Here is a 25,368-nt window from a genome sequence, read left to right on the forward strand (position 1 = left end):
TCTCTACACCACGTCTTTCATATTTGACTCATTCTTGCCAAATTTTCACTACAAGCGATACTGAAATTGCTATCAAGCTTGGTAGTCCAACCGTACGTATTATTGCGGATGACCTTGCCCCAAGCTTCGCTCAAAATGAGTCGAAGACGCCGAGTTTGACGAGTTTGATAAAGGGGGAATTGTCAGAATGAAGCGTTCAGAGTGCGTCCCATCTGCACCCTTGGAGTGCAAAATGGGACGCAATGCAACGATTACGTCAGGAGCCGGACAGCCTAAGCTGACCCCAGGCAAGGGCCGCGATGCACCTCATATCGACCGACGGCATTAACAATCATCACTGGCCGGACTTGGTGGCAGCCTGCTCGATCAACTTTGCAACTTCGACGGGGTGCGAGATATAAGCGACGTGGCTCGATTTCATCTCGACCGTTGTGCTTCCGGCGCGCCTGGTCATGAACCGTTCGAGATCGGGATTGATCGCGCGATCGCTCGTTGCAACGACGGCCCAACTCGGCTTGGTCTTCCACGCCGCATTTGTGATCGGCGTGGAAAACGACTGCGCCGCCGGCATCACCTGCGAGATGGCCATGAATTTCGCTTCCATCGCGGGCACATCGGCGGCGAAGTCCGCATGAAAAAGACTCTGGTCGAGATACAGGTAGCCGTCCGCTGTTGCCTTGATTGCCTTCGTTGCAGGCGGCATCTTCTTGGTCAGGTCCATCGGACTTTCGCCGGCGTCGGGCTGAAATGCAGCCACGTACACCAGCCCGGCAACTTTCTGGTCGTTGCCGGCCTCGGTAACGACCGCGCCACCGTAGCTATGGCCGACGAGGATACATGGACCATCCTGCGCATCGATAACTCGCGTGGTAGCCTTCACGTCGTCCGCAAAAGACGTTTCGGGCTCTTGTACAACCGACACGTTGTATCCGTCGCGGACCAGTATTTTCGAAACTGCCTGCCAGCCCGACCCGTCCGCAAAAAAGCCGTGAACCAGTACGACATTCTTTACGGGTGCGGCGATCGCGGCAGATGAACTCAGCACGGCAAAGGAACAGGCGACACCAGCAGCAAATCGGGCGACAAACGACAATGTCTTCATTTATGTTCTCCAAAGGAAGAGTGAAAAGAGAAGAACGTAACGGAACAGGGCCGGCGATTATTCCGCCCACCGATAAAACCATCGTGCTATGGATTTTTTTCAGTCCGTCATGGTAGTTCCGCACCGCCTTTGCTCAACGGTCGTTGATAAACTGATCCGTATGAAAGAAGCCGTTTAATCAACCGCCGCACGCAAGCCGCGAAGAATGTAGCCGCGCGCGATGCGGACGCGACACAAGCTCGCATTGTCGAGGCCGCGAAAGTGCCGTTCTTGCTGAACTGCGTCTGCTGCTGTGCTCGATTGGCAGCGCGACAGCGGGCCCTATCGTCAGCGAATCCTCGCTACGGCATAGGCATCGCGAGAGCATCGAACAGCTTGAGCGCAGGTGCGGCCAAGGTTTCTTGCGTGCGCGAGACGAGTTTCAGTTCGCGGCTCGACCATTGCTCGTCAAGGTCGACAACGGAAAAAGGCAGCGTAGCTCGCAACCGGCGGGTTGTCGATTCAGGCACTATCGATACGCCGACACCCGCCGCCACCATATGACAGACCGCCTCGAAGCTTTCGACCTGCGTGCGCAGTTGAATGCTCTGGCCCACGAGCAACGCAGTTTTCGATACGTACTGCTGATGGGATGAACGCTCGTTCAGCCCGATGTAATTCCACTCCAGCACCTGATGAAAACGGATCGCGCGCTCACGCGCAAGCGCATGGTCGTTCGGGACGATGACCACAAACCGGTCCTCACGAAACGGCGCCACGGCGAGTTTCCGGGTGTTCACAAGTCCGACGATGATGCCGAGATCCGCACTGCCTTCGTCGACCGCGCGCACGGTTTCCGGACTGGTATGTTCCTGGACGTCAACATTGATCTTGGGGTTGTCCGCGAGAAATCGCGCAAGCAGCGCGGGCAGGAATTCGTGGATGGCATTGGTGTTGGCAAAAAGCCGGATGTTGCCTCGCATCCCTTCGCCGAACTGCGACAGATCGTGACGTAGCTTTGTTGTTTCGCGCAACATCGAGATCGTATGCTGCAAAAACACTTCGCCGGCGGGCGTCAACTCGACGCCGCGGCTATGGCGCAACAACAGCGTCGCGGCGACAGACTCCTCAAGCGCGCGAATACGCGAACTCGCCGCCGCAACGGCAATCGGCACGCTTTCCGCCGCTTTTGTGATGTTTCCGTACGCGGCGACAGCCGCAAAAAGCCTCAAATCGGTCAAATCGAACCGCATGGTGTCTCCATCGGCAGGGTCTCCTATCTTATTGCTGAGGAGTTGCGTGCGTCTTCGGGCTCGGCCATGCACGCGCCGGCAAACCGTCCCCAAAACCGGTGCGCGGCCAACGGCGCGAGTCCCAGTATGGCTGGCGACGTTACCACACGATGCAAATATCCGTGATCTGCAGCAAATTTCTCCGCGAGCGTTCGCGAACGGCGAATGCTCAATCAAAGAAATAGCAACGCGAGCCCGGACCAGCACGCGCAGAATACGGGTCGTCAACGTATCAACGGGCGATGCATTCAATTCCGGATTTCAGCGTCCCCATATGAAGTGATGCCAATATCGCCGGCTTTGGACTGGCAATAAGGAGACTGACCTGATGACATGGAAACCAATGGCACGCGTTGCCGACGTCCCGTCCGGCACCGTCAAGGCGTGCCGCATCGAAAACATCCCGATCGCTCTGTATAACCTGGACGGCGAATTCTTCGCTACGCACGATATCTGCACGCATGCTCACGCGTGCCTCTCAGACGGTTACCTCGAAGACGGCAAGATCGAATGCCCATTGCACCAGGGGCTATTCGACGTGCGCACTGGAAAGGCGGTGTCGGGACCGGTGGACGTGGACCTGCAGACGTTTGCTGTACGCGTCGAAGGCGATGAGGTGCTTGTCGATGTCGAATGACTCTATGGCGGTCACGCTGCGGGTGACGACGTGAGCGGGCGCACGGTCATTGTCGGTGCAGGACAGGCCGGCGCGAGAACCGCCTCGGCGCTGCGCCGGCTGGACGAAGCCGCGGAAATCGTACTGCTCGGCGAAGAACAGGAGTTGCCGTATGAGCGGCCGCCGCTGTCGAAGGAAATACTGAACGGCGGTCCGCCGTCAAAAGCGACCATCTTCGCGCACACGTGGTACGAAGAGCACAGGATCGCGATGCGTGCTGGCGTACATGTCACCGGATTCGACTGGCGTGCCAAGCAGATCGCGCTCGCCAGCGGCGAGTCCCTTGCCTACGATAACCTCGTACTTGCGACCGGTGTGCGGCCCCGGCCGCTTATGGTGTCGGGCGCGACGCTCGACGGCGTGCTGACGCTGCGCACGATCGGCGATAGCACGAACCTGTCGGCACGGCTCACGCCCGGTGCGAAAGTCGTGGTAATTGGCGGGGGCTTTCTCGGACTCGAAATCGCGGCCACGGCCATTGCACGGCAGTGTGCAGTAACCGTGATCGAGAGCGGCAGCACGCTGTTGCCCCGGATTCTTGGCGGCTTTCTGGGTCAGTATCTTGCGGACCTGCATCGCGCGCATCAGGCCGACATTCGCACCGGCGTGAGCGTTGCCGCGCTCGAGGGTCATACGTCTGTGGAAGCCGTCAGGCTCGGCGACGGTACGCTGCTCGCGGCCGATGTCGTGGTCGTGGCGATCGGCGCAGTAGCGAACGATGAGCTTGCCCGCGCCGCCGGGGCCGAATGCGCTGACGGCGTGCTAGTCGATGCACATGCGCGTACATCGCTGCCCTCGGTCTACGCCGTTGGCGACGTCACGCGACAGCGCACGCACTCTCTGGGCGAGTCCGTACGCCTCGAGTCGTGGGAAAACGCGGAGTTGCAGGCTCAGGTCGCCGCGAGCACGATTGCAGGCGTTGCACCTGCCGCCGCCGCTGCGCCATGGTTCTGGACTGACCAATATGATCGCAATATCCAGATGCTGGGCGGCCGCCGGGCCGACGATATTGTCGTGATGCGGGGAGACATCGCCGCGTCTTCATGGTGCGCATTCTTCGTTGCCGACAGCACGATTCTCGGCGCGGTGCTGATGAACGCGGGACGCGAGCGGCGCCACGTGAAACGGCTGATCGATACGAAGCAGCGCATCGACTGTGAAGAACTTGGCGATCTAGCGCGGCCACTTTCCAGTCTGGCACACAACTAAACCGGAGCTGAATCCGCACGCCACGCGCGTGCGGATGCACGCTTGTCTTGCATTCCTATTTTGTGGAGACGAAACATGGAAACCGAAATCAAATGGGCTCCGCGTACCGCGGCGGCTTCCGGCGCCGGCGATCACGCCGCGCCCGATTACGTCTGGCCTGAAGGCGGCTGTTCGCGCATTCCGTTCTGGGTCTATACGGACGAGGAAATCTATCGCCGCGAACAGGAGCGGATCTTTCGCGGGCCGAACTGGGCCTATGTCGCGCTCGAATGCGAGATTCCCAATCCGGGCGATTTCAAGCGCAGCTTTGTCGGCGATCTGCCGATCGTCGTCGTGCGCGACACCGACGGCAGCGTCAATGCATTCGCCAACAGTTGCGCGCATCGCGGCGTGGCGTTCTGCCAGAGCGATCACGGCAACACGAAGTCGTTCACGTGCCCGTATCACCACTGGAGCTACGACCTGAAGGGCAACGTCACCGGCCTGCCCTTTCGCCGCGGCTACAAGGGCAAGGGCGGTATGCCGAAAGACTTCGACCTGAGCCAGCATCGCGCGCAGCCGCTTGCGGTGAGCGTGCGCAATGGAGCGGTCTTTGCGTCGTTCGACACGAGCGTCGAGCCGTTTGAAGAGTACCTCGGCCCGCGGATGCTGTCGTACTTCGACCGTGTGTTCGACGGGCGCAAGCTCGAACTGCTCGGCTACATGCGCCAGCGGATCGACGGCAACTGGAAGTTCATGTTCGAGAACCTGAAGGACCCCTATCACGCGAGCCTGCTGCACGTCTTCTTCGTGACGTTCGGTCTCTTCCGGATGGATGCAGAATCGGCAATCGAGATGGACGAAACCGGGCGTCATGGCGCGATGATCAACCGGCGCGGCGGCAAGCTCGACGAAGTAGCCGCGCATGAAATGCGGGCGACGCTGCGCAGCGACATGCAGTTAAAGGACACGCGCGTGCTCGACCTGATCCGCGAATACCCGGGCGACGTGACCGCGGTGATGTGCACGTTCTGGCCGAACCTGATCATCCAGCAGCAATCGAACACGCTCGCGATGCGCCATCTGGTCCCACGTGGACCGGACAGCCACGATTTGCACTGGACCTTTTTCGGCTACGCGGACGATACGCCGGAGATGCGCGCGCACCGTATCCGCCAGGCGAACCTGATGGGACCGGCGGGCTTCGTGTCGGCCGACGACAGCGAAGTCATGGTGATGTCCCAGGAAGGAGTCACGCCCTACAACGACCGCGCGGGCGTGGCCGAGATGGCCGGACGCACGGTCGAGGACCACGACCATACGATTACCGAGGTGGCCGTGCGCGGCCTGTACCAACACTATCGCAAGGTGATGGGATTATGAGTACGTTACCGCAGCAGCGTGTGCAGACCGTTCCGGCTGACATCCGCTTTGGCATCATGGATCTTTACGCCGAGTACAGCGCAGCACTCGACGAAGGCCGCTACGAGGACTGGGCCGATTGTTTCACCACGCACGCCGAGTATCGGCTGACGACCAAGGAAAACTATGAGCGCGGGCTGCCGATCGCCATCATTTACTGCGATGGCAAGAACATGATCGAGGACCGGGCATTCACGACATCGGAGACGACGATCTCACAGCCGCGCGCGCTGCGGCACATCGTCAGCGGCATGTCGGTGAGCGTGGATGGCGAGGGCTACCGCGTCGGCGCGGATTTTCTGATCCTGCAGACCATGATCGACCGGATGACGGAAATCGTGATGTCAGGGCGGTATATGGACCGCGTCGTGATCGACGGCGACCGGTTCTTCTTCGAAAGCCGGATTTGCGTGACGGATACCCTGCTCTATCCGACTTCGGTTGTAGCGCCGGTTTAGCCCGCCGCGAAAAAAATCAGAGCAGACGTTCGAGCATGTACCGCACGCGCTCGAAGCCTGCTCTTTTCACTCCTCGCCAGAAGTGAATCGGGCTTAGAAAAAGTGATTCATACCGAACGAGACGCCCGTCTGTTTGTCATGCCCGGACGGATTCAGCGTTGAGTTCGTCACGTAGACGCCCGTGAAATGCGTGTAGTCGATATCGGCATATAGCTCCGTGCTTTTCGACAGCGAATAGCTGATGCCCAGAATGGCGACGCCCTTCCTGCCGTCCACGCCGCCCGTCGAGTTCTTGTTGTCGTAATACGCTCCCGTTACGTTGAAGTCCGTCAATGCCTGATAGCGGAAACCGCCCCACAGATATTGATTGCGCGTCTCGCCGTGCACCGTTGAGGGAACGTCTTGTGTTGCGAGCGAATAGCCGCCCATCAGTTGAACGGGACCGAGCGTCACGGCGCCGCCAGCGGTGTATTGATTGTTGGCGAAATACGTATTCGATGTAGCCGAAAACGGGTTCGAGCGATGCGTGTAGCCTGCGCCGAACTTGAACATTTTAGTGTGATAGTTCAAGCCGCCCGCGAGCATGGTGCCGCTGGCGAGACTGCCTGCCACGCCGCCCGGCGCATAGACCGCGCGCGCCGTCCACGGGCCGAAGTCGCCGTGGTAATGGATAGCGTTGTCGTCGCGGCCGCTGGTGCCGCCCGAAATCGCCGCGGCTTCGGTAATGCCCAGATAGTGCAGGTCGAACGGCTCGAAGTCCTTGATCAACCGGTGCTGCAGCGTGAACTGATGGCCTATGTTGACCTGGCCGAACGGGCCACCCAGTCCCACTGTCGACGTACGCTGGAATAACTGGTTAGTGCTGCTGCTGTTGGCGCCCGTCGAGAGAATGTAGCCCGCTTCAAGATTGAAGCGGACGTAGTATCCACCGCCCAGGTCCTCAATGCCGAGAAAGCCCCAGCGATTCGACTTGTACACGCCGTTCGACGCCATCGTCAGCGCCGCGCCGCCGGCCTTCGTGCCGTTCACGACATTACGCAGGCCGCCGTCCAGCGAGCCATACAATGTGACGCTGCTTTGCGCGTGAGCCGCGCCGCCTGACAGGCTAACCAGGGTCATAGCGGCTAGCGAGCGTCTTAGACCGATCCTGCGCGCGCTGCGACCTGCTCTTCCAATCTGAAACATATCTCCTCCGTTGACATCGTTGAATTCGTGAGGTGGCTGGAACTGCGATGCGCTGCACTCCGCGTTGCCGTCGAGCGTGGATTGCACGCAGTTCGAATTCGAACCGCGTGCAACTACCCGCCATTGCGCTGCCTGAATTCGCGCGCCCCTACCTTTCCAGCTGCATTTCAATCAACAAAGGTCGCGCGCCGTCTGCGCGGACCGTCGATCAGAACTGTGTGCGCAAACCGCCGCCGATCGTGGTGCCGGTCGCGAGCTTGCTCGCGCGATCGGACAGCACAGCCGCATAGATATCGGTGCGCTTGGACAGCGGATAGTCGTACGAGAGCGCCCATGTGTTGCGATAAACGGAGCTATGGCCGGAACTCTTCGAATACGCGTCCGAGCCCAAAATCCTGCCGACGCCTACCGGAATCGCGAAGCCGATCTGGCCTGTATCGATGCCTACGTCGCCACTCGAAATCGAATCCCAGACGTGCTGATACTGGCCATACAGCTTCACGAAGTTCAGGTCGTACGAGACGCCAAGGTTCGCCACTGACTGCGTCGTCAGTCCCGGCAGCACGGTGTCGAGATCGCCGGCGTTCAGGCTGTACTTGATCTGCTGATACACAACCGACGTCGCGAAACCGCCGTTGGTATAGGAGACCTGGCCACTCCACTTGTTCTGGCCGAGATGGCCCGGCTCGTTGCCAAACGAGTACATTGCGCGGCCGACAAGACCGTTAAACGACGGCGACGCGTAGTACACGGAGTTCCACCACTCGCCCGCATTACCGAATACGCCCTGACCATTCACGCCAACGTAGCTCTGCAGCACAATTGGCGAGAACACGAACGAGTTGAAGAACGGGTTGAATGTAATTGTCGAGAACCACAGCAACGGAGGAATCAGACCGGCGGTCGCCGTACCGTACCGGCCCGTCACGCCAACGTACGCATTACGCGAGAACAGGCCGTCATGCGGGAAGCCGGTGCGTCCCATCGTGCCGTTCTGGATGTTGAAATAACTTTCGAGGTCGAAGATGACCTTCGTGCCGCCACCGATATCTTCTGTCCCGCGCAGACCGAAATACGGCGCCGTCATACCGCCGCTGCCGGCTAAAACGCTCGACTGGCCGTTCATGGGCTTCTTGTAGCCGACAAACGCATCCAGAAGTCCGTAGAGCTGCACGCTCGATTGCGCATGTGCCGCCTCGGCCAACAGAGCTGCGCCGAGAACGAGTGCTTTCACCCCTGACTTTATTTTCATCTATGTCTCCTGCTTCTCCAAAACCTGGATTCCTGGCTGCGAAGCGAAGCGCTTTCGTACACGCTGGCACGTGTCGAATCGCACCCCGAAAGCTCGCTCTCTTTATTGATACGTACAACAAAATATAAAATCTGTACTACCGAGTTTCTATATATGCCCCTGTACGATCCTGTTGCGAACAGTAGCCCGCGCGGACGTTTTTTGCGGCGTTGCCCTAAGCCTGCTTTTCCGCGCGCGAAGGCGTGGCCTGCGACGTCTTCGATGGCCGCCGGGAGCAAAGCAGCGTGTGCAGTGCGACGAGCGTGAGACCGCCTGAGATCACAGGCTGTTGAAGCACGAGCTGAAGCATCAGCGGCATTGCATGAATGACTTCGGGTGAGATGAAAAGACCGCCGAGGCCTACGAGAAAAGCGAGCCCCGACGCGATCAGCCGGCGATCGTCCCATTCCACCTGCGCAAGAATGTGCACGCCGTGCATGAAAACGATGCCGAACAACAGCGTTGCGGCGGCCGAAATCACCGGTATCGGCACAACGACGAGCAGCATGTCGAATTTGACGCAACCACCGAGGACGATCAGAAGAACGCCAGCGGCTAGCGTCACGAAGCGCGAACCAACGCGCGTCGCGCGCAGAATGCCGATGTTGTCTGGATAAGCAATCGTGCTGAAGCCACCGCACGTTGCCGCGACAACCGAGCCGAGCGCGACGCCGAACAGTCCTTCGGACATGCGGCCCGGACTCAGCGTTTCTTCGCCCCATTCGGCGACGGTCTGGTAGAGGGCCATCGACCCCATGCCCGCCGGAATCAGCACGAGCAGGAACACCGCAACAAAATCGGGGCGCACGCCGAAGCCGAACGGAAAGATGCGCGGCTCGACAACAAGCGGCGCCGCGGCCACTGCAGCAAACGAAATGGGCTCGAACAACGTGTAGGCCAGCGTGCCAAGCGCGAGGCCGAGCAGGATTGCGACGCGACGCAGCCGACGGCCGCCCCACAGCATCGCAAACACGATACCGGCCACCGCAATTGCGCCGGAAAGCAGGTTCACGACCGGAAAGCCAGGGCTTTTTGCGCTGCCGATCCAGGTCGGCAGCGCAACGCTGGCAATCTGCACCACGATCAACATCACAATCATCCCGGAGATGATAGGCAGGCGTAAATGCCGCGCGAACATGCCCACCACGCTGCGTCCGCGGATCGGCACCGTGAGGAGGCACCAGATCAGCGACGCGACGAAGAACGATCCGAATGCCGTAGCGAGGCCTCCCGACTGCAAATGGCCGACCGCCAGGAGCGCGCCGAAACTGCCCGCGTAGGGACCCTGCGCGATCGGCAGGCGCAACAGCAGAACCGATTGCAGGATCGTGATGATTCCGCACGCCATGAAGGTCATCCCGTACAGGTACGCAATCTGCGGATCGGGCAAATGAAATGCGCGGCCGAGAAGTCCCGGGAACACAAACATGCCCGTCATTCCGAATACGTTCTGCAGTGCAAGCACGGCGAGTTGCGAGAGTGGCAACCGCTCGTTGATCCCGACGTCGAAGACGCGCGCGGACGGATTTTTTGCGGCGGCCTCCTGGATCGAAGCGCCGGGTTTCAGCATGTCTGTACTCAAGGTGTGTTCCATTAGACCAAAACTGTCTGGCGACGCGGACCAAAGCCGTGCGCTCCATTGCCTTCAGGCGTTATCGCATGAAGGAAACACCCACACTTCCGGGGGCGGACGGCTTACCGTCCAGCTTTCTTTAGTGATCCTCAGTTGTCGAGCGGAACACCCTTGGTCTCGGGACCGAACCAGATCGACACCATGCCAACAATAAAGAGCAGCGATACAGCCGCCGATGCCGCCGGAAACGACCCAAATTTCGCGACCACGGCATTGCCGGCGATCGGACCAATACTTGTCAGCGCGCGTGCCATGTTCCAGCAAAAGCCCTGCCCTGTCGCGCGCACGCGGGTCGGGAAGAGTTCGGGCAGGTAAGCGGCAAAGGTGCCGAACGCGCCGATGACAAAGTAGCCGTACACCGGCATCAGCCATAGCACACCGCCAATGTCGTGCACCGTCATGAACAGCACCAGCGACACCACGAGCGACCCGGCCGAAAAGATGAAGTACGACATCCGGCGGCCGAGCGCGTCGAGCATCCAGATCAGCGTCAGGTAGCCGAGCGTTGCGCCGATCATCATCAGGATGAAGGCATAGCTGACCGTCTTGCTGATGTCGCCATGGTCGGCGGCTGCAATCGACAGTTGATGGATCCAGCTCGGCAGGAAAGTGAGGCCGCCCCAGCATCCGAGCATCGCGGCCGACGAAACAATCACGCCGATGATCGTCTTGCGGCGCAGTCCTGGCGCAAAGATGGCGGTGAAGGTTTGCATCGCGGATTCGGCTATCACGCTGTCGCGCACCTGCACCCAGCGTTGGGGCTCGGGCACGAAGCGGCGCACGAGAATGGTGACAAGCGCGGGCGCGGCGCCCACACCGAGTACGACGCGCCAGCCGAAGCGGCCGAGCAGCAGGTTGTCGAGCGCCGCCGCGAGAAAGCCGAACGCGAACGCCATCTGCATGATCTGCATGGCGCGGGCGCGTTGCCGGCCGGGCCACGACTCGGCAACGAGCGCGGCGCCCGCCGCCCATTCACCGCCGATGCCGAAACCGGCCAGCGCCTGCGCGACAGCAAGCTGGCTCCATGTCCTCGAGAATGCGCTCAGCAGCGTGAAGGCCGCATAGATGAAGATGGTCCAGGCCATGATGCGCGAACGGCCGAAGCGGTCGGCGGCCACGCCGAACAGCACGCCTCCGATACCCCACGTCAGCAGCTTGCCCGCAATGATGTAGCTGCCGATCTTGCTGATTTCTGCCGCGTCGGTGCTGTGCAGCAACTGGCTGACGCTCGGCACAAGCACGAGCGTGAAGAGATTCAGGTCCATCGAGTCGAACATCCAGCCGAGGAACGCTGAAATCAGCGCCAGCCACTGATAGCGCGACAGCTTGAATCCCTGCGGCTCGGCCGAAGCCACCGACACGGGCTTGGCGCCTTGAGATGTGCCCATTGTTCTTGTCTCCTGATCTTCCGCCGAGAGGCGAGCGATTTGTGTGGTACGGGTCATATCGCCCGATCTCATCATTTGGCGCAGTATAGCGTAATGCAATTAGATTGCAATACAGATTATTGTATTACGGTCGTGCGTAATACTGTTGTCGTTCAGGGTTCGGCGTGGAGCGACGCGGGAAGACCGACAGAAAAAGGCGATTTTTACAGCAGGCAAACTGACAGGAATCCGGCTGAAAGATGTACTGAAAGCAACGACAACGCGGATGAGAGAGATAAAGCAGCGGCTTGAATTGCGCCGCGCCGCGAAGGGCCCTTCCATGCCCGACGTATCAAGATTGTCGAGCGTGAAAAGAATAATTAGCAGGCGCGGCGTTCGCCGAGTTAAGTGGTCACCGCAGCAAGCACCTGCACAGCAAGCCTTTCAGCTTGCTCCACATGGCGCTTGCACGCCGCGGCAGCCGCGTCGGCGTCGTTGCGCATGACTGCATCGACGATCGTCGCGATTTCGTCGTAGCTTTGTGGAAGGCGCCCTTCTTGAGAAAGCGTCGTCGCGCGCAACATCATCACGCGCGTGTGAACCAGACGCAGCATTTCAGTGAGGACCGGATTGCTGGCGCCTTCGAGCATTACGTCGTAGAACTGCGCCTTCTGTTTCAGGAACAGCATGGTGCTGTCCTCTCCCTTCATGTCCCGTATCAAAGCGAGCTTGGTCAGCGCCAGCTTCAACGCCGCGCGGTGTTCGTCCGTCGCCCGCTCGGTGAACTGGCGGCCCGCCAGCGCTTCCAGCACCGCGCGCACTTCATAAAGGCCTCTCGCCTCATCTCCGGTCATTACGGAGACGATCGGACCTTTGTGCGGAATGATCTGCACAAGCCCTTCCGCTACCAGTTGGCTCAACGCCTCACGCACCAGCGTGCGGCTCACGCCCAGCATTTCGCACAACTCGCGCTCGATCAACCGGTCGCCCGGCTTGAAGGTCAAGTCGCTGATACACGAGCGCAAACCATCGATCACCTGTTGGCGCAACGTCGCCACCGGCCGCACTACCAGTCTGTTGGTATTCATTCCTTCCCTTTGCCATTTGAATTAACGGGAGCCGCGCCAATCTTCGTAATACAATCATATTGACATTTCGTGGCGATGCTCCGATACTGCCTCTCATTATACAATCCTACAACACCTCGATGAATCGAAGGATACTCATGGAAGACATCACGCTGTCCGAACGTCGCGCTATCGGTGCAAAAATTCGCACGGAAGTGCTGGGTACGAGCCACACGCAAGGCAACGCCAACCCTCACCTTTTCGACACCGTGTTTCTCGAGTACACGGAAGACGTTTGCTGGGGCAACGTCTGGAATCGCGAAGGTCTCACGCGCGCGACGCGCAGCATGCTGAACCTCGCGATGCTGGCGTCGCTTGGCCGCTGGCACGAGTTCGAAGTGCATACGCGCGGCGCGGTGAACAATGGTGTGACGGAAGAGCAGATTGCCGAAGTGGTGCTGCAGGCCGGCGTTTATGCAGGCATTCCTGTCGCGGCCGAAGGGCTGCGTCGCGCGAAGGCTGTCGTGCTCGACCTGAAGGCGAAAGCTGCCGCGGCCTGAAAGCAGCTTGCGGTTCGCGACGGCGTCCGCGTGTTTGTCATCCGATAGTTGTCATCTCATCCCAGGCGCGCATGCCTGGTGGTCCAGTGGGTCGCAGGCGTTTTGCGCAGCGGGTTGCCGACCCGGCGGCCGATCGCGCAAACCACCTGCCGCACCCCGCGCATTACCCGTACACGTCATGTCTCATTCAACTTTCTGCGAAATCCCGGCTGGCCGCATTGCCTATTCCCGTCGCGGGACGGGCCGGCCACTGGTTCTGCTTCATCCGATCGGCGTCGACCGGAGCTGGTGGGACGAATACGTCGAGCACTGGGCGGCATCGCATGACGTCGTCGCGATCGACATTCGCGGCCACGGTGACTCCAGCCTTGTCACTGCCCCCATCACGCTCGCGGATCATGCTGCCGATATCGCCGCGGTGCTGCGCCACGAGCGCCTGACCGGCGCGACCCTGATAGGGGTATCGATGGGCGGCATGATTGCGCAGCGTGTCGCGATCCAGTTTCCCGAGCTTGTTGGCGCGCTGATCCTGTGCGCCACGGCGGGCGGCTTCCCCGACGAAGTGCGCCCGCGCATTCTTGCGCGCGGCGACATGAGCCGGCAAGGCTCGATGTCGGAAGTGATCGACGACACCATCGCGCGCTGGTTCGCCACAGACACGCCGCGCCCCGACCTTGTCCAGAAGTGCCGCGAACGTCTCGCCGCGGACGATTGGTATAGCTGGAGCGCGAACTGGCAAGCCATCTCGCTGCTCGACAATCTCGGCGAACTGCCGGGCGTGCCGGTACCGGCGCTCGTCGTTGCAGGCGACGCCGACGCGAGCATTGCGCCCGCGGTATCGCAAAAGATCGCCGATGCGTTGCCGGACAGCCGCTTCGTCGTGGTTCCGGGCGCGGCGCATTTTGGAGCGTTCGACATGCGCGAAGTCTTTACAACGGTATTCGACGATTTTCTATCGACTCCCGCTCGATGAAATGAAACGCGGGGCCGCCCCCCGCGTCAGGACAGTCACGCGCCGCGTGGCTCAGTAGCGACCAGATAAGTGGAGCGCCGCCCGTAACGGACCGAGCGCCCCAAGGAGGCAGTATGGCAATCACAATCCGTTCGTCTTTCACCGTCGATGCACCGCTCCCGGACGTCTGGAAGACCATGATCGACATCGAACGGTCCGCACCGTGTTTTCCGGGCGCGGAACTCAAGGAACAGCAGCCCGACGGCAGCTACAAGGGCGGCTTCACCGTGAAGCTCGGCCCGCTCACGCTCAAGTTCGCCGGCAAATTCAAGATTGCTGAACAAAACGACGCCGACCATACGGTCGTGGTGTCGGCAAGCGGCACCGACACGAAAGGCCGTGGCGGCGCGGATGCGCAGATCAACGCAGCCGTCACCGACGCGGGCGGCGGCAAGACCAAGGTCGACGTGGTTTCGGACGTGAACCTGTCGGGCACGGTCGCGCAGTACGGACGCGGCGCCGGCATGATCGAGGCGCTCTCGCAGCAACTGCTGAATCAGTTCGCCAAAAATCTGACCGCGCTCATCGAAGCAGACGCGGCGCATTCCGCACAAGCCGCACCGGACACCGCGAATGATCCGGTTGCATCGGGTGCGGCCGGTGAACCGGACGCACCCAGGCCCGCCACTGAAACGCGCCGTCCGCCGCCCGTGCCTGTCGCACCACTGGACGCCGGCGCGCTCATGCGCGGGGCAATGTGGCAGTCGATCCGGAACTTCTTCGCGCGGCTCTTCGGGACCAAGCAGCAGCACTGAAGACACCACGCCGCACTATTGGAGCACGCATGAAACCCAGTGAATTCCAGTATCACGCGCCCACCACCGTCGACGAAGCCGCGCAACTGCTCGGCACGCTCGAAGATGCGCGCGTGCTCGCCGGCGGCCAGTCGCTGATGCCGATGATGAACTTCCGGTATCTGATGACGAGTCACCTGATCGACCTGAACGGCGTCGAGGCACTGACCCGCATCGAGGAGCGCGATGGCCGCCTGAACATCGGCGCAATGGCGCGGCAGCGCGATATTGAACTGTCGCCGCTCGTCATGAATCGCGCGCCGCTGATCCGCGAGGCGTACCAGCTCGTGAGCCACAAGCAGATCCGCAACCGCGGCACGCTTGGCGGCAGCCTGTGCCAGCTGGACCCGTCCTCGGAGCAGCCCTGCTTCACCGCCGCGCTCGACGGCGTGCTGACGATCGCCCGCTACGAAGACGGCGCAGTCACGACCCGCGAGTTGCCCATGTCCAACTGGGCCATGATGTACATGACGCCTGCGCTCGAAGAAGGCGAACTGCTCTCCGGCATCTCGCTCGAAGTCTGGCCCGAAGGCCACGGCTACGCATTCGAAGAGTTCGCGCGGCGCCATGGCGACTACGCCATCGTCGGCGTCGCGGCGCTCTGCACCGCCGATCCGCGAGGGAACCTGACCCGCGTTTCGCTGACGATCTGCGGCGTCGCGCCCGGTCCCGTGCGAATGCACGAAGTGGAGACCGCCCTCCTCGGCCAGCCGATGGATGAAAGCGCGTTGCGCATCGCCAGCGACGCCGCACGTGCGCTCGACGTGATGACGGACGCGCACGTGAGCACCGACTACCGCCAGCATCTCGCCGGCATCCTGACCGAAAGAGCGCTGAAGACAGCGTTCTCTCGCGTCGCAAAATATTCGTAGCGTGACAAGGAGATGGACATGGAGACACGTACCGTCAGAGTCGTCGTCAACGGCATTGCTTATGAGCACGAGGTGGAACCCCGCCGCATGCTGGGCGACTTCCTGCGTCACGACCTCAATCTCACCGGCACGCACTATGGTTGCGAACATGGCGTCTGCGGCGCCTGCACCGTGCTGATCGAAGGCCGCACGGCGCGCGCCTGCCTGACGCTTGCCGCCCAGGTGAACGGCCGGTCGCTGACCACCGTCGAAGGGCTCGCCCATGCGGATGGCACGCTCAACGAGCTGCAAAAAGCCTTTACCGAGACGCACGCGCTGCAATGCGGGTTCTGTACGCCCGGCATGCTGATGACGCTGACCGAACTGTTGAACGAGACGGATTCGCCGACCGAAGCCGAGATCCGCGAAGCGATCACGGGCAACCTGTGCCGCTGTACGGGCTATCAGCCGATCGTGGCCGCTGCCCTGCTCGCCGCGCAACGCATCCGCGATCAGCGTGCCGGAACACCGCTGACGCCGGCTGCACACGCTACGGAGTAACACGATGGAAATTTCCGACCTGAAGGGCGCGCCGACCGACCAGCGTTTTATCGGCAAGCGCATTGCACGCACCGAGGACAAGAAGCTGCTGCAAGGACAAGGCTCCTATGTGGACGACGTGCATCTGCCCAACATGTTGCAGGCCGCGGTGCTGCGCAGCCCGCATGCGCACGCGAAGATCGTCTCTATAGACTGCTCGGCCGCCCGCGAACTCAAGGGCGTGCACGCCGTCTACACACACGCGGACCTGACAGGCCGCGCGCGCGGGCGCGCGCCGTCGATGCTGCCAAACCCGGCAATCCGCTTCGAGCGCACGCAGGAACTGCTCGCCTCGACCGAAGTCACGTTCGCGGGCGAAGCGGTGGCGTTTATCGTCGCGGACAACCGCTACATCGCGGAAGATGCGTGCGGTCTGATCGAGATCGAATACGACCCGCTGCCCCCCGTTGCCGACTGCCGCGACGCCATGCGCCCCGAGTCGCCGCTTTGCCACACCGACGCGAAAGACAACGTCGTCGCGCATATCGAAATGGGTTTCGGCGATATCGATGCAGCGTTCAACGACGCGCCGCACGTGGTCGAGGAAACGTACTGGCAGAACCGCGGTTCCGCGCATCCGATGGAAACGCGCGGTTATCTCGCCGAATATCACGCGACCAATGGCGAGTTGACCGTCTGGTCGTCGGGTCAGGCGCCGCACCACGAGAAAAAGAATCTCGTCGAACTGCTCGAGTGGGATGCCGAGAAGCTGCGCGTGCTGATGAACGACGTCGGCGGCGGTTTCGGTCCGAAGCTGCCGTTCTATCCGGAGGAAGCGCTGGTCTCGATCGCCGCGGTCGCGCTCAAGCGTCCCGTCAAATGGATCGAGGACCGGCGCGAGCACTTTCTCGCGGTCACTCAGGAACGCGACCAGTGGTGGACCGTGCGCATGGCGCTCGGAAACGACGGCAAGATCCGCGGCGTCAAGCTCGAGATGGTGCACGACAACGGCGCGTTCCTGCCGTGGGGCATCATCACGCCATACATCTCGATCACCACGACGCCCGGTCCTTACGTGATCCCCGCGATGGGCGCAAAACTCGACGTGGTCTACACGAACAAGTGCGCGACCTCGCCGGTGCGTGGCGCAGGCCGTCCGCAAGCGGTGTTCGCCATGGAGCGGATCCTCGACAAGGCCGCCCGCGCGCTCGGCATGGACCGCGCGGAACTGCGCTGGCGCAACCTGATCCAGCCGGAGCAGATGCCGTACGACGCGGGCTTCATCTATCGCGACGGCAGCCCGCTGCGCTATGACAGCGGCGACTATCCCGCCTGCCAGAAAGCGGCGCTCGACCGCGCGAACTACGCGAGCTTCGCCGCACGCAAGGCCGAAGCGCGCAGCCAGGGCCGCTTCGTTGGCATCGGCATGGCGAGCTTCGTTGAAGGCACCGGCATGGGCCCGTTCGAAGGCGCGACGGTGCGCGTGCAGGCGAACGGCCGCATTGTCGTGATCACCGGCGCATCGCCGCAGGGCCAGGGCCACAAGACGACCTTCGCGCAGATCTGCGCCGAGCAACTGAACGTGCCGCTCGAAACAATCGACGTCGTGACCGGCGATACGGGCGGTATCTCGATGGGCGTTGGCACGTTCGCGAGCCGCGTGACGGTCAATGCCGGCAACTCGGTCTACATTGCCGCTCAGGCCGTGGGCGAGAAGATGCTCACGCTCGCCGCGCACCTGTGGAAGTGCGAGCCGGAAGAACTCATGCTCGTGGAAGGACACGTGGCGCGCCGCGCGGGTATCGAACAGCGCATGAGCTACGGGCAGCTCGCGAAGATCTCGCAAGGCATGCCGGGCTTCACCATGCCGAAGGGTCTCACCGCCGGCCTTGAAGAAACGAAATACTTCTCGCCCGCGCAGTCGACGTACTGCAACGGCACCGCTGTCGTGGAACTCGAAGTCGATCGCGAGACCGGTCACATCACGATCCTCAACTATGTGATGGCGCACGACTCGGGCAAGCTCATCAATCCGATGATCGTGGACGGCCAGGTGATCGGCTCGGTCGCGCACGGCATTGGCAACGCGACGCTCGAATGGATGCAGTACGACGAGAACGCGCAGCCGACCACGACCAACTTCGGCGAATACCTCCTGCCGATGGCAACCGACGTGCCGAACATCGATATCGTGCACCTCGAAACGCCGTCGCCGCTGAATCCGCTCGGCGTCAAGGGCGCGGGCGAAGGCGGCACGATTCCGGCCGCTGCCGCGATTGTCGGGGCAATGGAGGATGCGCTCTCCGAATACGGCGTCGAATTCACCGAAGCACCGCTCGTACCGCAGCGTGTGTTCCAGAAGCTCAAGGAGGCCGGCGCGTACGCGCGCTGACCTTGCGCGGGCGCCGGTTCATCGCTGGCGCCCATCCCCTGTTTTCATTGTTTGGACCTTTTCTCCATGACGACCGAATTCACCGCAGCGCTCCACGATTCCGAATACCGGATCACCCTTGGCCAACCAGACCTCGGCAACACGCTCACGCTCGAGGCCATGCGCGCGCTCGCCGCCGAGATCCGCAAGGCTGGCCGCGACAGCGCCGTGAAGATCATCCGCATCCGCGCGTCCGGCCCCGCGTTCTGCCGCGGCCGTGCAGCCAGCGCGCCGCCAGCCACGCCGCCCACGTCCGCGCAGTTCCGCCGCAACGTGGCCGATCCGATTCTCGACGTCTACCGCGCGATGCACGAAAGCGAAGTGCCGCTCCTCGCCGAAGTGCAAGGCGACGCCGAGGGTTTTGGCTGTGCGCTCGTCACCGCATGCGACATGGCCGTCGCCTCGGACACCGCACGCTTTAACCTCCCGGAGTTGCAGAAAAACCTGCCGCCAACGCTCGTGCTGTCCGTGCTGCGCCACAAGGTGCCGCCGAAGGCGTCCGCGCACATGGTTTACCTGACGGAAACCATCGACGCCGCCAACGCGCGCGAATGGGGCATCGTGGCCGAAGTCGTGCCGGGCGCGAGCTTGAGCGAACGCGCGGACGCAATGGTCGCCTCGATCTGCACGCGCGACCGGATCGCCATCGCGACGCTGAAGACATACTTCCGCGAGATCACGATTCCTGACTTCTCGCTTGCAAGTGAAGTGGCGGGAGCGTCGCTCGCAAACGCAATGACGTCAATGCGCCGCTGACATGGAAGTGACCTAGCGCCGAAGTGCCTCGCACCGCGCGCGGCACGTGAAGGCGCGATCGAACACGCACTACCTCGCCCGCGTCGGGCAACATTTCAAGCAATAAGGGCGCCCCGCAACGCGGCGTCTCACGGGACTTCTAGCCATGACCGATCAAGACACCACTTCCAAGTCTTCCGCGAACCCGGGTTACGCGGACCTGCACGAACACATCGCCCGCCTCGACGCGGCAGGCCTGCTGTACCGGATCGACGAGCCGGTGAACAAGGACACCGAAATGCATCCGCTCGTGCGCTGGCAGTTCCGCGGCGGCATTCCCGAAGCCGATCGCCGAGCGTTCCTCTTCACGAACATTGTCGACAGCAAAGGCCGCAAGTACGACATTCCGGTCATCGTGGGCGGCATTGCGGCGAATCCGGAGATCTACCGGATCGGCATGAATGTGGCATCGCTCGACGATATTGGCGACGCCTGGAACCGCGCGATCGATCATCCCGTGCCGCCGGTCGTGGTTGAAAGCGGCCCCGTGCATGACATCGTGATCGAAGGTAAGGATCTCGAAGGTCCGGGCAACGGTCTCGAATCGCTGCCGCTGCCCATCTCGACGCCCGGCTTCGACGCCGCGCCGTACATGACGATGACCGGCGTGATCTCGCGCGACCCGGAAACCGGCGTGCAGAACATGGGCACGTATCGCGGTCACCTGAAATCGGCGACGCGTCTGGGCATGATGATGCTCGTGAACCTGCGCGCGGGCGGTCTCGACCACTGGCGCAAGTACGCAGCCAAGGGCGAAAAGATGCCGGTCGCCATCGTGCTCGGCGCGCCACCTCTCGTCGCGTTCCAAGGCCCGCAGAAGCTGCGCCCGAACGTCGATGAACTGAGCGTCGCGGGCGGCCTCGCCGGTGCGCCGATCCGCGTCGTCAAGGGCCGCACCGTCGATCTGCTGGTGCCGGCGGAGGCGGAAGTCGTGGTCGAAGGTTATGTCGATCCGCAGTACCTGGAACCGGAAGGTCCCTTTGGCGAAAGCCACGGTTACGTGGCGCTCGAAGACTACAACCTCTCCATCGAAGTCACGGCGATCACGCGCCGCAAGGACGCGGTGCTGACGTCGATCATCTCGCAGGTCACGCCGTCCGAGTCGAGCGTCATCAAGCGTCTCGCCTACGAGCCCATGTTCCTGCGCCACCTGCGCGACCATCTCGGCATTCGCGGTATCAAGAAGGTGTCGTTGCACGAGCCGCTGACCAATTTGCGCCGCTTCGTATTCCTGCAGTTCGAGCGCGGCGCGAAGCGCACCGAAGTCTGGCGCGCGTTGTACGGCACGATGTCGCTGCAAGCCGCAATCGGCAAGTTCGTGATCGCGATCGACGACGACATCGATCCGGATAACGCGGACGCCGTGTTCTGGGCGATGGGTTATCGCTGCAATCCGGTCGAGGACGTGAAGATGATTCCGTACCGCGAGCCGGGTCACGGTCCGCGCTCGGACCACGCAACCGGCCTCGATTCGGCCATGCTGATTGACGCGACCATGAAAACGCCCATGCCGCCGCTCGCGCTGCCGAAGAAGGAATACATGGAGAACGCGAAGCTGTTGTGGGAACGTCTTGGCCTGCCGAAGCTTACGCCCGAGTCGCCATGGTACGGCTACTCGCTTGGCGACTGGACCGAGGAATGGGACCGCAACGCCGCGCAGGCGACGCGCGGCGAATGGATGCAGCGCGACGCGTCCTACCAGGCGCGCCGCCGCAGCGCGGTCGAGCCGAATTCGCCGGTGCGCGGTATCGAGGGCGACCGTGACGGCGAATAACAGTACTCCGGAACGGATCATCGTTGGCATCACCGGCGCGTCCGGCGTGATCTACGGGATTCGCGCGCTCGAACTGCTCGCCGGGGCGGGCGTGGAGACGCATCTCGTGATCAGCAAGGCGGCCGAGCTGACCATGACCTACGAAACCGATATACGCGCGGCCGACCTGCGCGCGCGGGCATCGCGATGGTATTCGCCGGGTGACATCGGCGCGGCTGTATCGTCGGGTTCGTTCAAGACGAAGGGCATGCTGATCGTGCCGTGTTCGGTGCGCTCGATGAGCGAAATCGCCACCGGCATCACGAGCTCGCTGATCAGCCGCGCGGCCGACGTGGTGTTGAAGGAGCGCCGCCGTCTCGTGCTCGGCGTGCGCGAAACGCCACTGCACGGCGGACATCTGCGCACGCTCGTGCAGCTCTCGGACATGGGCGCGATCATCGCGCCGATCGTCCCGGCGTTCTACTCGAAGCCGCAAACGATCGCCGACATTGTCGATCACACAGTTGGCCGCATGCTCGATCTGTTCGACATCGAAACCGGCGTGGTCAAGCGCTGGAAAGAACACCAGCAAGAGCCGTAACGCGCGCGCCCGTGCGCGCTCGCCCTCCTCAACAGGCCCGCCGCGACGCACGCCGGCGGGCCGCCCTTTGCGATGACCATGACTGAATCCACTCTGCTTTCCCGGCTCGCCGACCCGAGCCTGTTGCGCACGCTCGCGTATGTCGACGGCGCGTGGTGTGGCGCCGACGATGCACGCACGTTCGCCGTCAACGATCCTGCTACCGGCGAGAAAATCGCCGACGTGCCGCTCATGACCGGCGTCGAGACACGCCGCGCGATCGAGGCGGGCGAACGCGCGCAGCGCGGCTGGCGCGCGCTGAGCGCGGCGCAGCGCGCGGCGGTTCTCAAGCGCTGGCACGCGCTGATGGTCGCGAACACGGACGACCTCGCGGCGATCATGTCGGCCGAGCAAGGCAAGCCTCTCGCCGAAGCGAAAGGTGAGATCGGTTACGCGGCGTCGTTCATCGAATGGTTCGCCGAGCAGGCCAAGCGGATCGATGGCGACGTGCTCGCTTCGCCCGCCGCCAGCAAGCGCATGCTCGTGACGAAAGAGCCGATCGGCGTCTGCGCCGCGATCACACCGTGGAACTTTCCCGCCGCGATGATCACGCGCAAGGTCGCACCCGCGCTTGCGGCCGGTTGCGCGATGATCGTGAAGCCCGCTGAAGCCACGCCGCTGTCGGCGCTTGCGCTGGCCGAACTCGGCGCACGCGCGGGCGTGCCGGCTGGCGTGTTCAGCGTCGTTGTCGGCGATCCACGCTCGATCGGCGCGGAGATGACCAGCAACCCGATTGTGCGCAAGCTTTCTTTCACTGGCTCCACGCCCGTGGGCCGCATGCTGATGAGCCAGTGCGCGCCGACGGTCAAGAAGCTCTCGCTGGAACTTGGCGGCAACGCGCCATTCATCGTATTCGACGATGCCGACATCGATGCGGCGGTCGAGGGCGCGCTCGAATCGAAGTACCGGAATGCCGGCCAAACCTGCGTCTGCACGAACCGCTTCTACGTGCAGGATGGCGTGTACGACGCTTTCGCCGAAAAATTCACGGCAGCGGTCAACCGCATCAAGGTCGGCAACGGTTTCGAGAGCGGCGTCACGCAAGGCCCGCTTATCAACGAGGCGGCCGTCGAGAAGGTCGAAGCGCATATTGCCGACGCGGTGGCGCACGGCGCACGCGTGCTCACCGGCGGCAAGCGTCATGCGGCGGGCACGCTGTTCTTCGAGCCGACCGTGGTGGATGGCGTCACTGCGTCGATGCGCTTCGCGACTGAGGAAACTTTCGGGCCCGTCGCGCCGCTTTTCCGCTTCCACGACGAGCACGAAGCAATCGCCGCCGCGAACGCCACCGAATCCGGACTCGCCGCCTACTTCTATAGCCGCGACATCGGCCGGATCTGGCGCGTGTCGGAAGCGCTCGAATACGGCATGGTCGGCATCAACACCGGCCTGATCTCGAATGAAATCGCGCCGTTCGGCGGCGTGAAGCAATCCGGCCTCGGTCGCGAAGGCTCGAAGTACGGCATCGAGGAATACCTGGAGATCAAATACCTCTGCATGGGCGGCCTCTAAACAGTGACGTCTTGATAGCCGTAAACGCCGCCAAGCCGCCTTGGATGCAGCCGATAAAGCCTCATTGACACTCGTAATACTGCTATGCAATCATACAATAATACTTTGCTACCCATCCGCTGGGTCTCACGTTAAGGAGACAGAATGTCATCAACGCTTCACGATCTTCCGCGGCCGGAAACTGCCGATGGCGCTCCCCGCGATTTGCAGGAACATATCGCGCGGCTGGAGGCCCGGGGCCTGCTGATCCGCATCGACCGGCCGATCAACAAGGACACGGAACTGCATCCGCTCGCGCGCTGGCAGTTCCAGGGCGGACTGCATGAAGATCAGCGCCGCGCTTTCCTGTTCACCAACGTGGTCGACGGCGAAGGCAACACTTATGACATCCCGGTGCTGATCGGCGGCCTCGCGGCCTCGCCGGAGATCTATGCCACTGGCCTCGGCTTGCCGGTCGACCAGATCGGCAAGGTCTGGATGGAGGCGATCGCCGAACCCGTCCCGCCAGTGATGGTGGAAAAAGCGCCGTGTCAGGAAGTGGTGATCAGCGGCGACGAGTTGAAGCACAAGGGTTTGTCGCGCCTGCCGGTGCCGGTTTCCACGCCCGGTTTCGACGCGGCGCCCTATCTCACCGCCACGCTGTGCGTAACGAAAGATCCTGAGAGCGGTGTGCAGAACATGGGGACTTACCGCGCCGCGCTGAAGTCGGAGGACCGGCTGGGCGTGCGCATGGCGAGTCGCCTGTCAGGCGCCGGGGGTTATCTCCACTGGGAAAAATATCGGGCAAAAGGCCAGCAGATGCCTTGTGCCATCGTGCTGGGCTGCGCACCGGCCGTGCTCTTCACCGGGCCGCAGAAACTCCAGATCGATCAGGACGAGATGGCCGTTGCCGGCGGCCTGATGCGCGCGCCGGTCGAGGTGGTGCGCTGCAAGACCATTGATCTTCTCGTTCCCGCCGATGCCGAAATCGTGATCGAAGGCTTGATCGACACCGACGCGCTGGAACCCGAAGGCCCGTTCGGCGAAAGCCACGGCCATATCGCGCTCGAAGACTACAACATGTCCATGCACGTCACCGCGATCACGATGAAGAAGAAGCCCGTCTTCGTCTCGATCATTAGCCAGGTGACGCCCAGCGAAAGCTCCGTGTTGAAGAAGGTGGCTTATGAGCCGCTGTTTCTCGACCACCTGCAGAAGGTGATGGGCGTGCGCGGCGTCAAGCGCGTGGTGATGCATGAGCCGCTGACCAACCTGCGCAAGGTGATCTTCGTGCAGTTTGCGCGCGGCACGCCGCAGGCCGAGGTATGGCGCGGCATGCAGGGAGCGGCAACGCTGCAGGCACAGTGCGGCAAGCTGGTGATCGCCGTCTCGGAAGATATCAACCCGGAAAATGCCGACGCCGTGTTCTGGTCGCTCGCCTATCGCTCCGACTTCACGCACGACGTGCATGTGACGCCGTATCGGACGAGCGGGCATGGTCCCAAGTCAGGCCGCGCGCCGCTCGAAAGCACCTTGCTGATCGATGCCACGCTGAAGCACGACATGCCGCCGCTGGCCCTGCCGAAGGAGCAATACATGACTGCGGCACGCAAGATCTGGGAAGAACTGAACCTCCCGCAACTCGCGCCACAGCCGCCGTGGCATGGCTATCACCTGGGCGACTGGGACAAGCGCTGGGACGAGTATGCCGACGCGGCGACCTCGGGCGGCTGGCGCGAGACGGGCGAGAGGACCTGGGCCAACCGGCGCGGCGGCGTAAAGCCAGAAACGCCCGTACGCGATGCTTCAGGCGGCCACAGCGAGTGAGCGCCAACGCGCCA

General features: G+C 62.2%; 22 protein-coding genes. 15 read left to right on the forward strand and 7 right to left on the reverse strand.

Going from position 1 to position 25,368, the window contains the following annotated elements; genetic code table 11:
- Window positions 1–334 precede the first annotated feature (334 nt).
- Window positions 335–1,102, reverse strand: a complete 768-nt coding sequence (locus tag AWB64_RS00210; protein ID WP_060816638.1) for an alpha/beta hydrolase — start codon at window positions 1,100–1,102, stop codon at window positions 335–337.
- Window positions 1,103–1,443: 341 nt separating this feature from the next.
- Window positions 1,444–2,334, reverse strand: a complete 891-nt coding sequence (locus AWB64_RS00215) for a LysR family transcriptional regulator (protein ID WP_060816639.1) — start codon at window positions 2,332–2,334, stop codon at window positions 1,444–1,446.
- Window positions 2,335–2,701: 367 nt separating this feature from the next.
- Here AWB64_RS00215 and AWB64_RS00220 point away from each other — a divergent pair, with 367 nt between their 5' ends.
- The 4 genes from AWB64_RS00220 to AWB64_RS00235 all read left to right on the forward strand — a co-directional run bounded on the left by AWB64_RS00220 (window position 2,702) and on the right by AWB64_RS00235 (window position 6,117).
- A complete protein-coding gene (locus AWB64_RS00220; protein ID WP_060816640.1) occupies window positions 2,702–3,010 on the forward strand; it encodes a non-heme iron oxygenase ferredoxin subunit in 309 nt (102 codons plus the stop codon).
- A gap of 30 nt (window positions 3,011–3,040) precedes the next feature.
- Window positions 3,041–4,258, forward strand: a complete 1,218-nt coding sequence (locus AWB64_RS00225) for an NAD(P)/FAD-dependent oxidoreductase (protein WP_060816641.1) — start codon at window positions 3,041–3,043, stop codon at window positions 4,256–4,258.
- A 75-nt stretch (window positions 4,259–4,333) separates the two neighbouring features.
- Window positions 4,334–5,620, forward strand: coding sequence for an aromatic ring-hydroxylating dioxygenase subunit alpha (locus tag AWB64_RS00230; protein WP_082850316.1), 1,287 nt, complete (start codon window positions 4,334–4,336; stop codon window positions 5,618–5,620).
- Complete coding sequence (locus AWB64_RS00235; protein ID WP_060816642.1) at window positions 5,617–6,117, forward strand: aromatic-ring-hydroxylating dioxygenase subunit beta; 501 nt, start codon at window positions 5,617–5,619, stop codon at window positions 6,115–6,117. Before AWB64_RS00230 ends, AWB64_RS00235 begins: the two co-directional genes overlap by 4 nt.
- Before the next feature lie 93 nt (window positions 6,118–6,210).
- On the opposite strand, the gene AWB64_RS00240 is transcribed toward AWB64_RS00235, so the two are convergent.
- From AWB64_RS00240 to AWB64_RS00260, 5 genes are all read right to left on the reverse strand, one after another.
- Window positions 6,211–7,236 carry a porin gene (locus AWB64_RS00240; protein ID WP_244163889.1) on the reverse strand — a complete coding sequence of 342 codons (1,026 nt, stop codon included), beginning with the start codon at window positions 7,234–7,236 and terminating at the stop codon, window positions 6,211–6,213.
- A gap of 274 nt (window positions 7,237–7,510) precedes the next feature.
- Window positions 7,511–8,554 (reverse strand): porin, encoded by a 1,044-nt coding sequence (locus AWB64_RS00245; protein WP_060816643.1) that lies wholly within the window; start codon window positions 8,552–8,554, stop codon window positions 7,511–7,513.
- A 214-nt stretch (window positions 8,555–8,768) separates the two neighbouring features.
- On the reverse strand, window positions 8,769–10,175 hold the full coding sequence (locus AWB64_RS00250) for a uracil-xanthine permease family protein (RefSeq protein WP_244163890.1): 1,407 nt from the start codon (window positions 10,173–10,175) through the stop codon (window positions 8,769–8,771).
- Between the two features lie 140 nt (window positions 10,176–10,315).
- The gene (locus AWB64_RS00255; RefSeq protein ID WP_060816645.1) at window positions 10,316–11,614 is read right to left on the reverse strand and encodes an MFS transporter; all 1,299 of its coding nucleotides are present in this window, start codon (window positions 11,612–11,614) and stop codon (window positions 10,316–10,318) included.
- A 383-nt stretch (window positions 11,615–11,997) separates the two neighbouring features.
- Window positions 11,998–12,681, reverse strand: coding sequence for a GntR family transcriptional regulator (locus AWB64_RS00260; protein ID WP_060816646.1), 684 nt, complete (start codon window positions 12,679–12,681; stop codon window positions 11,998–12,000).
- 137 nt (window positions 12,682–12,818) lie between these two features.
- On the opposite strand from AWB64_RS00260, the gene AWB64_RS00265 reads away from it, so the two are divergent.
- The 11 genes from AWB64_RS00265 (at window position 12,819) to AWB64_RS00315 (ending at window position 25,354) form a co-directional block, all read left to right on the forward strand.
- The gene (locus AWB64_RS00265) at window positions 12,819–13,220 is read left to right on the forward strand and encodes a carboxymuconolactone decarboxylase family protein (RefSeq protein ID WP_060816647.1); all 402 of its coding nucleotides are present in this window, start codon (window positions 12,819–12,821) and stop codon (window positions 13,218–13,220) included.
- 178 nt (window positions 13,221–13,398) lie between these two features.
- Window positions 13,399–14,193: an alpha/beta fold hydrolase gene (locus AWB64_RS00270; RefSeq protein ID WP_060816648.1), complete on the forward strand. Its 795-nt coding sequence runs from the start codon at window positions 13,399–13,401 to the stop codon at window positions 14,191–14,193.
- A gap of 113 nt (window positions 14,194–14,306) precedes the next feature.
- On the forward strand, window positions 14,307–14,987 hold the full coding sequence (locus AWB64_RS00275; protein ID WP_075643206.1) for an SRPBCC family protein: 681 nt from the start codon (window positions 14,307–14,309) through the stop codon (window positions 14,985–14,987).
- Window positions 14,988–15,016: 29 nt separating this feature from the next.
- The gene (locus AWB64_RS00280) at window positions 15,017–15,898 is read left to right on the forward strand and encodes an FAD binding domain-containing protein (RefSeq protein WP_060816649.1); all 882 of its coding nucleotides are present in this window, start codon (window positions 15,017–15,019) and stop codon (window positions 15,896–15,898) included.
- Between the two features lie 18 nt (window positions 15,899–15,916).
- Entirely contained in the window at window positions 15,917–16,438 is a 522-nt protein-coding gene (locus AWB64_RS00285) for a (2Fe-2S)-binding protein (protein ID WP_060816650.1), read from the forward strand.
- A 4-nt stretch (window positions 16,439–16,442) separates the two neighbouring features.
- The gene (locus tag AWB64_RS00290) at window positions 16,443–18,809 is read left to right on the forward strand and encodes a xanthine dehydrogenase family protein molybdopterin-binding subunit (RefSeq protein ID WP_060816651.1); all 2,367 of its coding nucleotides are present in this window, start codon (window positions 16,443–16,445) and stop codon (window positions 18,807–18,809) included.
- 66 nt (window positions 18,810–18,875) lie between these two features.
- Window positions 18,876–19,604: an enoyl-CoA hydratase/isomerase family protein gene (locus AWB64_RS00295; protein ID WP_060816652.1), complete on the forward strand. Its 729-nt coding sequence runs from the start codon at window positions 18,876–18,878 to the stop codon at window positions 19,602–19,604.
- 145 nt (window positions 19,605–19,749) lie between these two features.
- A complete protein-coding gene (locus tag AWB64_RS00300; protein WP_060816653.1) occupies window positions 19,750–21,417 on the forward strand; it encodes a UbiD family decarboxylase in 1,668 nt (555 codons plus the stop codon).
- Entirely contained in the window at window positions 21,404–21,997 is a 594-nt protein-coding gene (locus AWB64_RS00305) for a UbiX family flavin prenyltransferase (RefSeq protein WP_060816654.1), read from the forward strand. The genes AWB64_RS00300 and AWB64_RS00305 overlap by 14 nt, the downstream gene beginning before the upstream one ends.
- A 78-nt stretch (window positions 21,998–22,075) precedes the next feature.
- The gene (locus tag AWB64_RS00310; protein ID WP_060817138.1) at window positions 22,076–23,548 is read left to right on the forward strand and encodes an NAD-dependent succinate-semialdehyde dehydrogenase; all 1,473 of its coding nucleotides are present in this window, start codon (window positions 22,076–22,078) and stop codon (window positions 23,546–23,548) included.
- A 144-nt stretch (window positions 23,549–23,692) separates the two neighbouring features.
- Window positions 23,693–25,354: a UbiD family decarboxylase gene (locus AWB64_RS00315; protein WP_060816655.1), complete on the forward strand. Its 1,662-nt coding sequence runs from the start codon at window positions 23,693–23,695 to the stop codon at window positions 25,352–25,354.
- The last annotated feature ends 14 nt before the right edge of the window (window positions 25,355–25,368 follow it).

Source organism: Caballeronia sordidicola (genome assembly GCF_001544455.2).
GTDB classification, from domain to species: domain Bacteria; phylum Pseudomonadota; class Gammaproteobacteria; order Burkholderiales; family Burkholderiaceae; genus Caballeronia; species Caballeronia sordidicola.

Excerpts from the sequence above, each read along its gene's own strand:
- AWB64_RS00210 (WP_060816638.1), bottom strand. The coding sequence starts at position 1,102 with ATGAAGACATTGTCGTTTGTCGCCCGATTTGCTGCTGGTGTCGCCTGT.
- AWB64_RS00215 (WP_060816639.1), bottom strand. The coding sequence starts at position 2,334 with ATGCGGTTCGATTTGACCGATTTGAGGCTTTTTGCGGCTGTCGCCGCG.
- AWB64_RS00220 (WP_060816640.1), top strand. The coding sequence starts at position 2,702 with ATGACATGGAAACCAATGGCACGCGTTGCCGACGTCCCGTCCGGCACC.
- AWB64_RS00230 (WP_082850316.1), top strand. The coding sequence starts at position 4,334 with ATGGAAACCGAAATCAAATGGGCTCCGCGTACCGCGGCGGCTTCCGGC.
- AWB64_RS00235 (WP_060816642.1), top strand. The coding sequence starts at position 5,617 with ATGAGTACGTTACCGCAGCAGCGTGTGCAGACCGTTCCGGCTGACATC.
- AWB64_RS00240 (WP_244163889.1), bottom strand. The coding sequence starts at position 7,236 with ATGACCCTGGTTAGCCTGTCAGGCGGCGCGGCTCACGCGCAAAGCAGC.
- AWB64_RS00245 (WP_060816643.1), bottom strand. The coding sequence starts at position 8,554 with ATGAAAATAAAGTCAGGGGTGAAAGCACTCGTTCTCGGCGCAGCTCTG.
- AWB64_RS00255 (WP_060816645.1), bottom strand. The coding sequence starts at position 11,614 with ATGGGCACATCTCAAGGCGCCAAGCCCGTGTCGGTGGCTTCGGCCGAG.
- AWB64_RS00260 (WP_060816646.1), bottom strand. The coding sequence starts at position 12,681 with ATGAATACCAACAGACTGGTAGTGCGGCCGGTGGCGACGTTGCGCCAA.
- AWB64_RS00265 (WP_060816647.1), top strand. The coding sequence starts at position 12,819 with ATGGAAGACATCACGCTGTCCGAACGTCGCGCTATCGGTGCAAAAATT.
- AWB64_RS00270 (WP_060816648.1), top strand. The coding sequence starts at position 13,399 with ATGTCTCATTCAACTTTCTGCGAAATCCCGGCTGGCCGCATTGCCTAT.
- AWB64_RS00275 (WP_075643206.1), top strand. The coding sequence starts at position 14,307 with ATGGCAATCACAATCCGTTCGTCTTTCACCGTCGATGCACCGCTCCCG.
- AWB64_RS00280 (WP_060816649.1), top strand. The coding sequence starts at position 15,017 with ATGAAACCCAGTGAATTCCAGTATCACGCGCCCACCACCGTCGACGAA.
- AWB64_RS00285 (WP_060816650.1), top strand. The coding sequence starts at position 15,917 with ATGGAGACACGTACCGTCAGAGTCGTCGTCAACGGCATTGCTTATGAG.
- AWB64_RS00290 (WP_060816651.1), top strand. The coding sequence starts at position 16,443 with ATGGAAATTTCCGACCTGAAGGGCGCGCCGACCGACCAGCGTTTTATC.
- AWB64_RS00295 (WP_060816652.1), top strand. The coding sequence starts at position 18,876 with ATGACGACCGAATTCACCGCAGCGCTCCACGATTCCGAATACCGGATC.
- AWB64_RS00300 (WP_060816653.1), top strand. The coding sequence starts at position 19,750 with ATGACCGATCAAGACACCACTTCCAAGTCTTCCGCGAACCCGGGTTAC.
- AWB64_RS00310 (WP_060817138.1), top strand. The coding sequence starts at position 22,076 with ATGACTGAATCCACTCTGCTTTCCCGGCTCGCCGACCCGAGCCTGTTG.
- AWB64_RS00315 (WP_060816655.1), top strand. The coding sequence starts at position 23,693 with ATGTCATCAACGCTTCACGATCTTCCGCGGCCGGAAACTGCCGATGGC.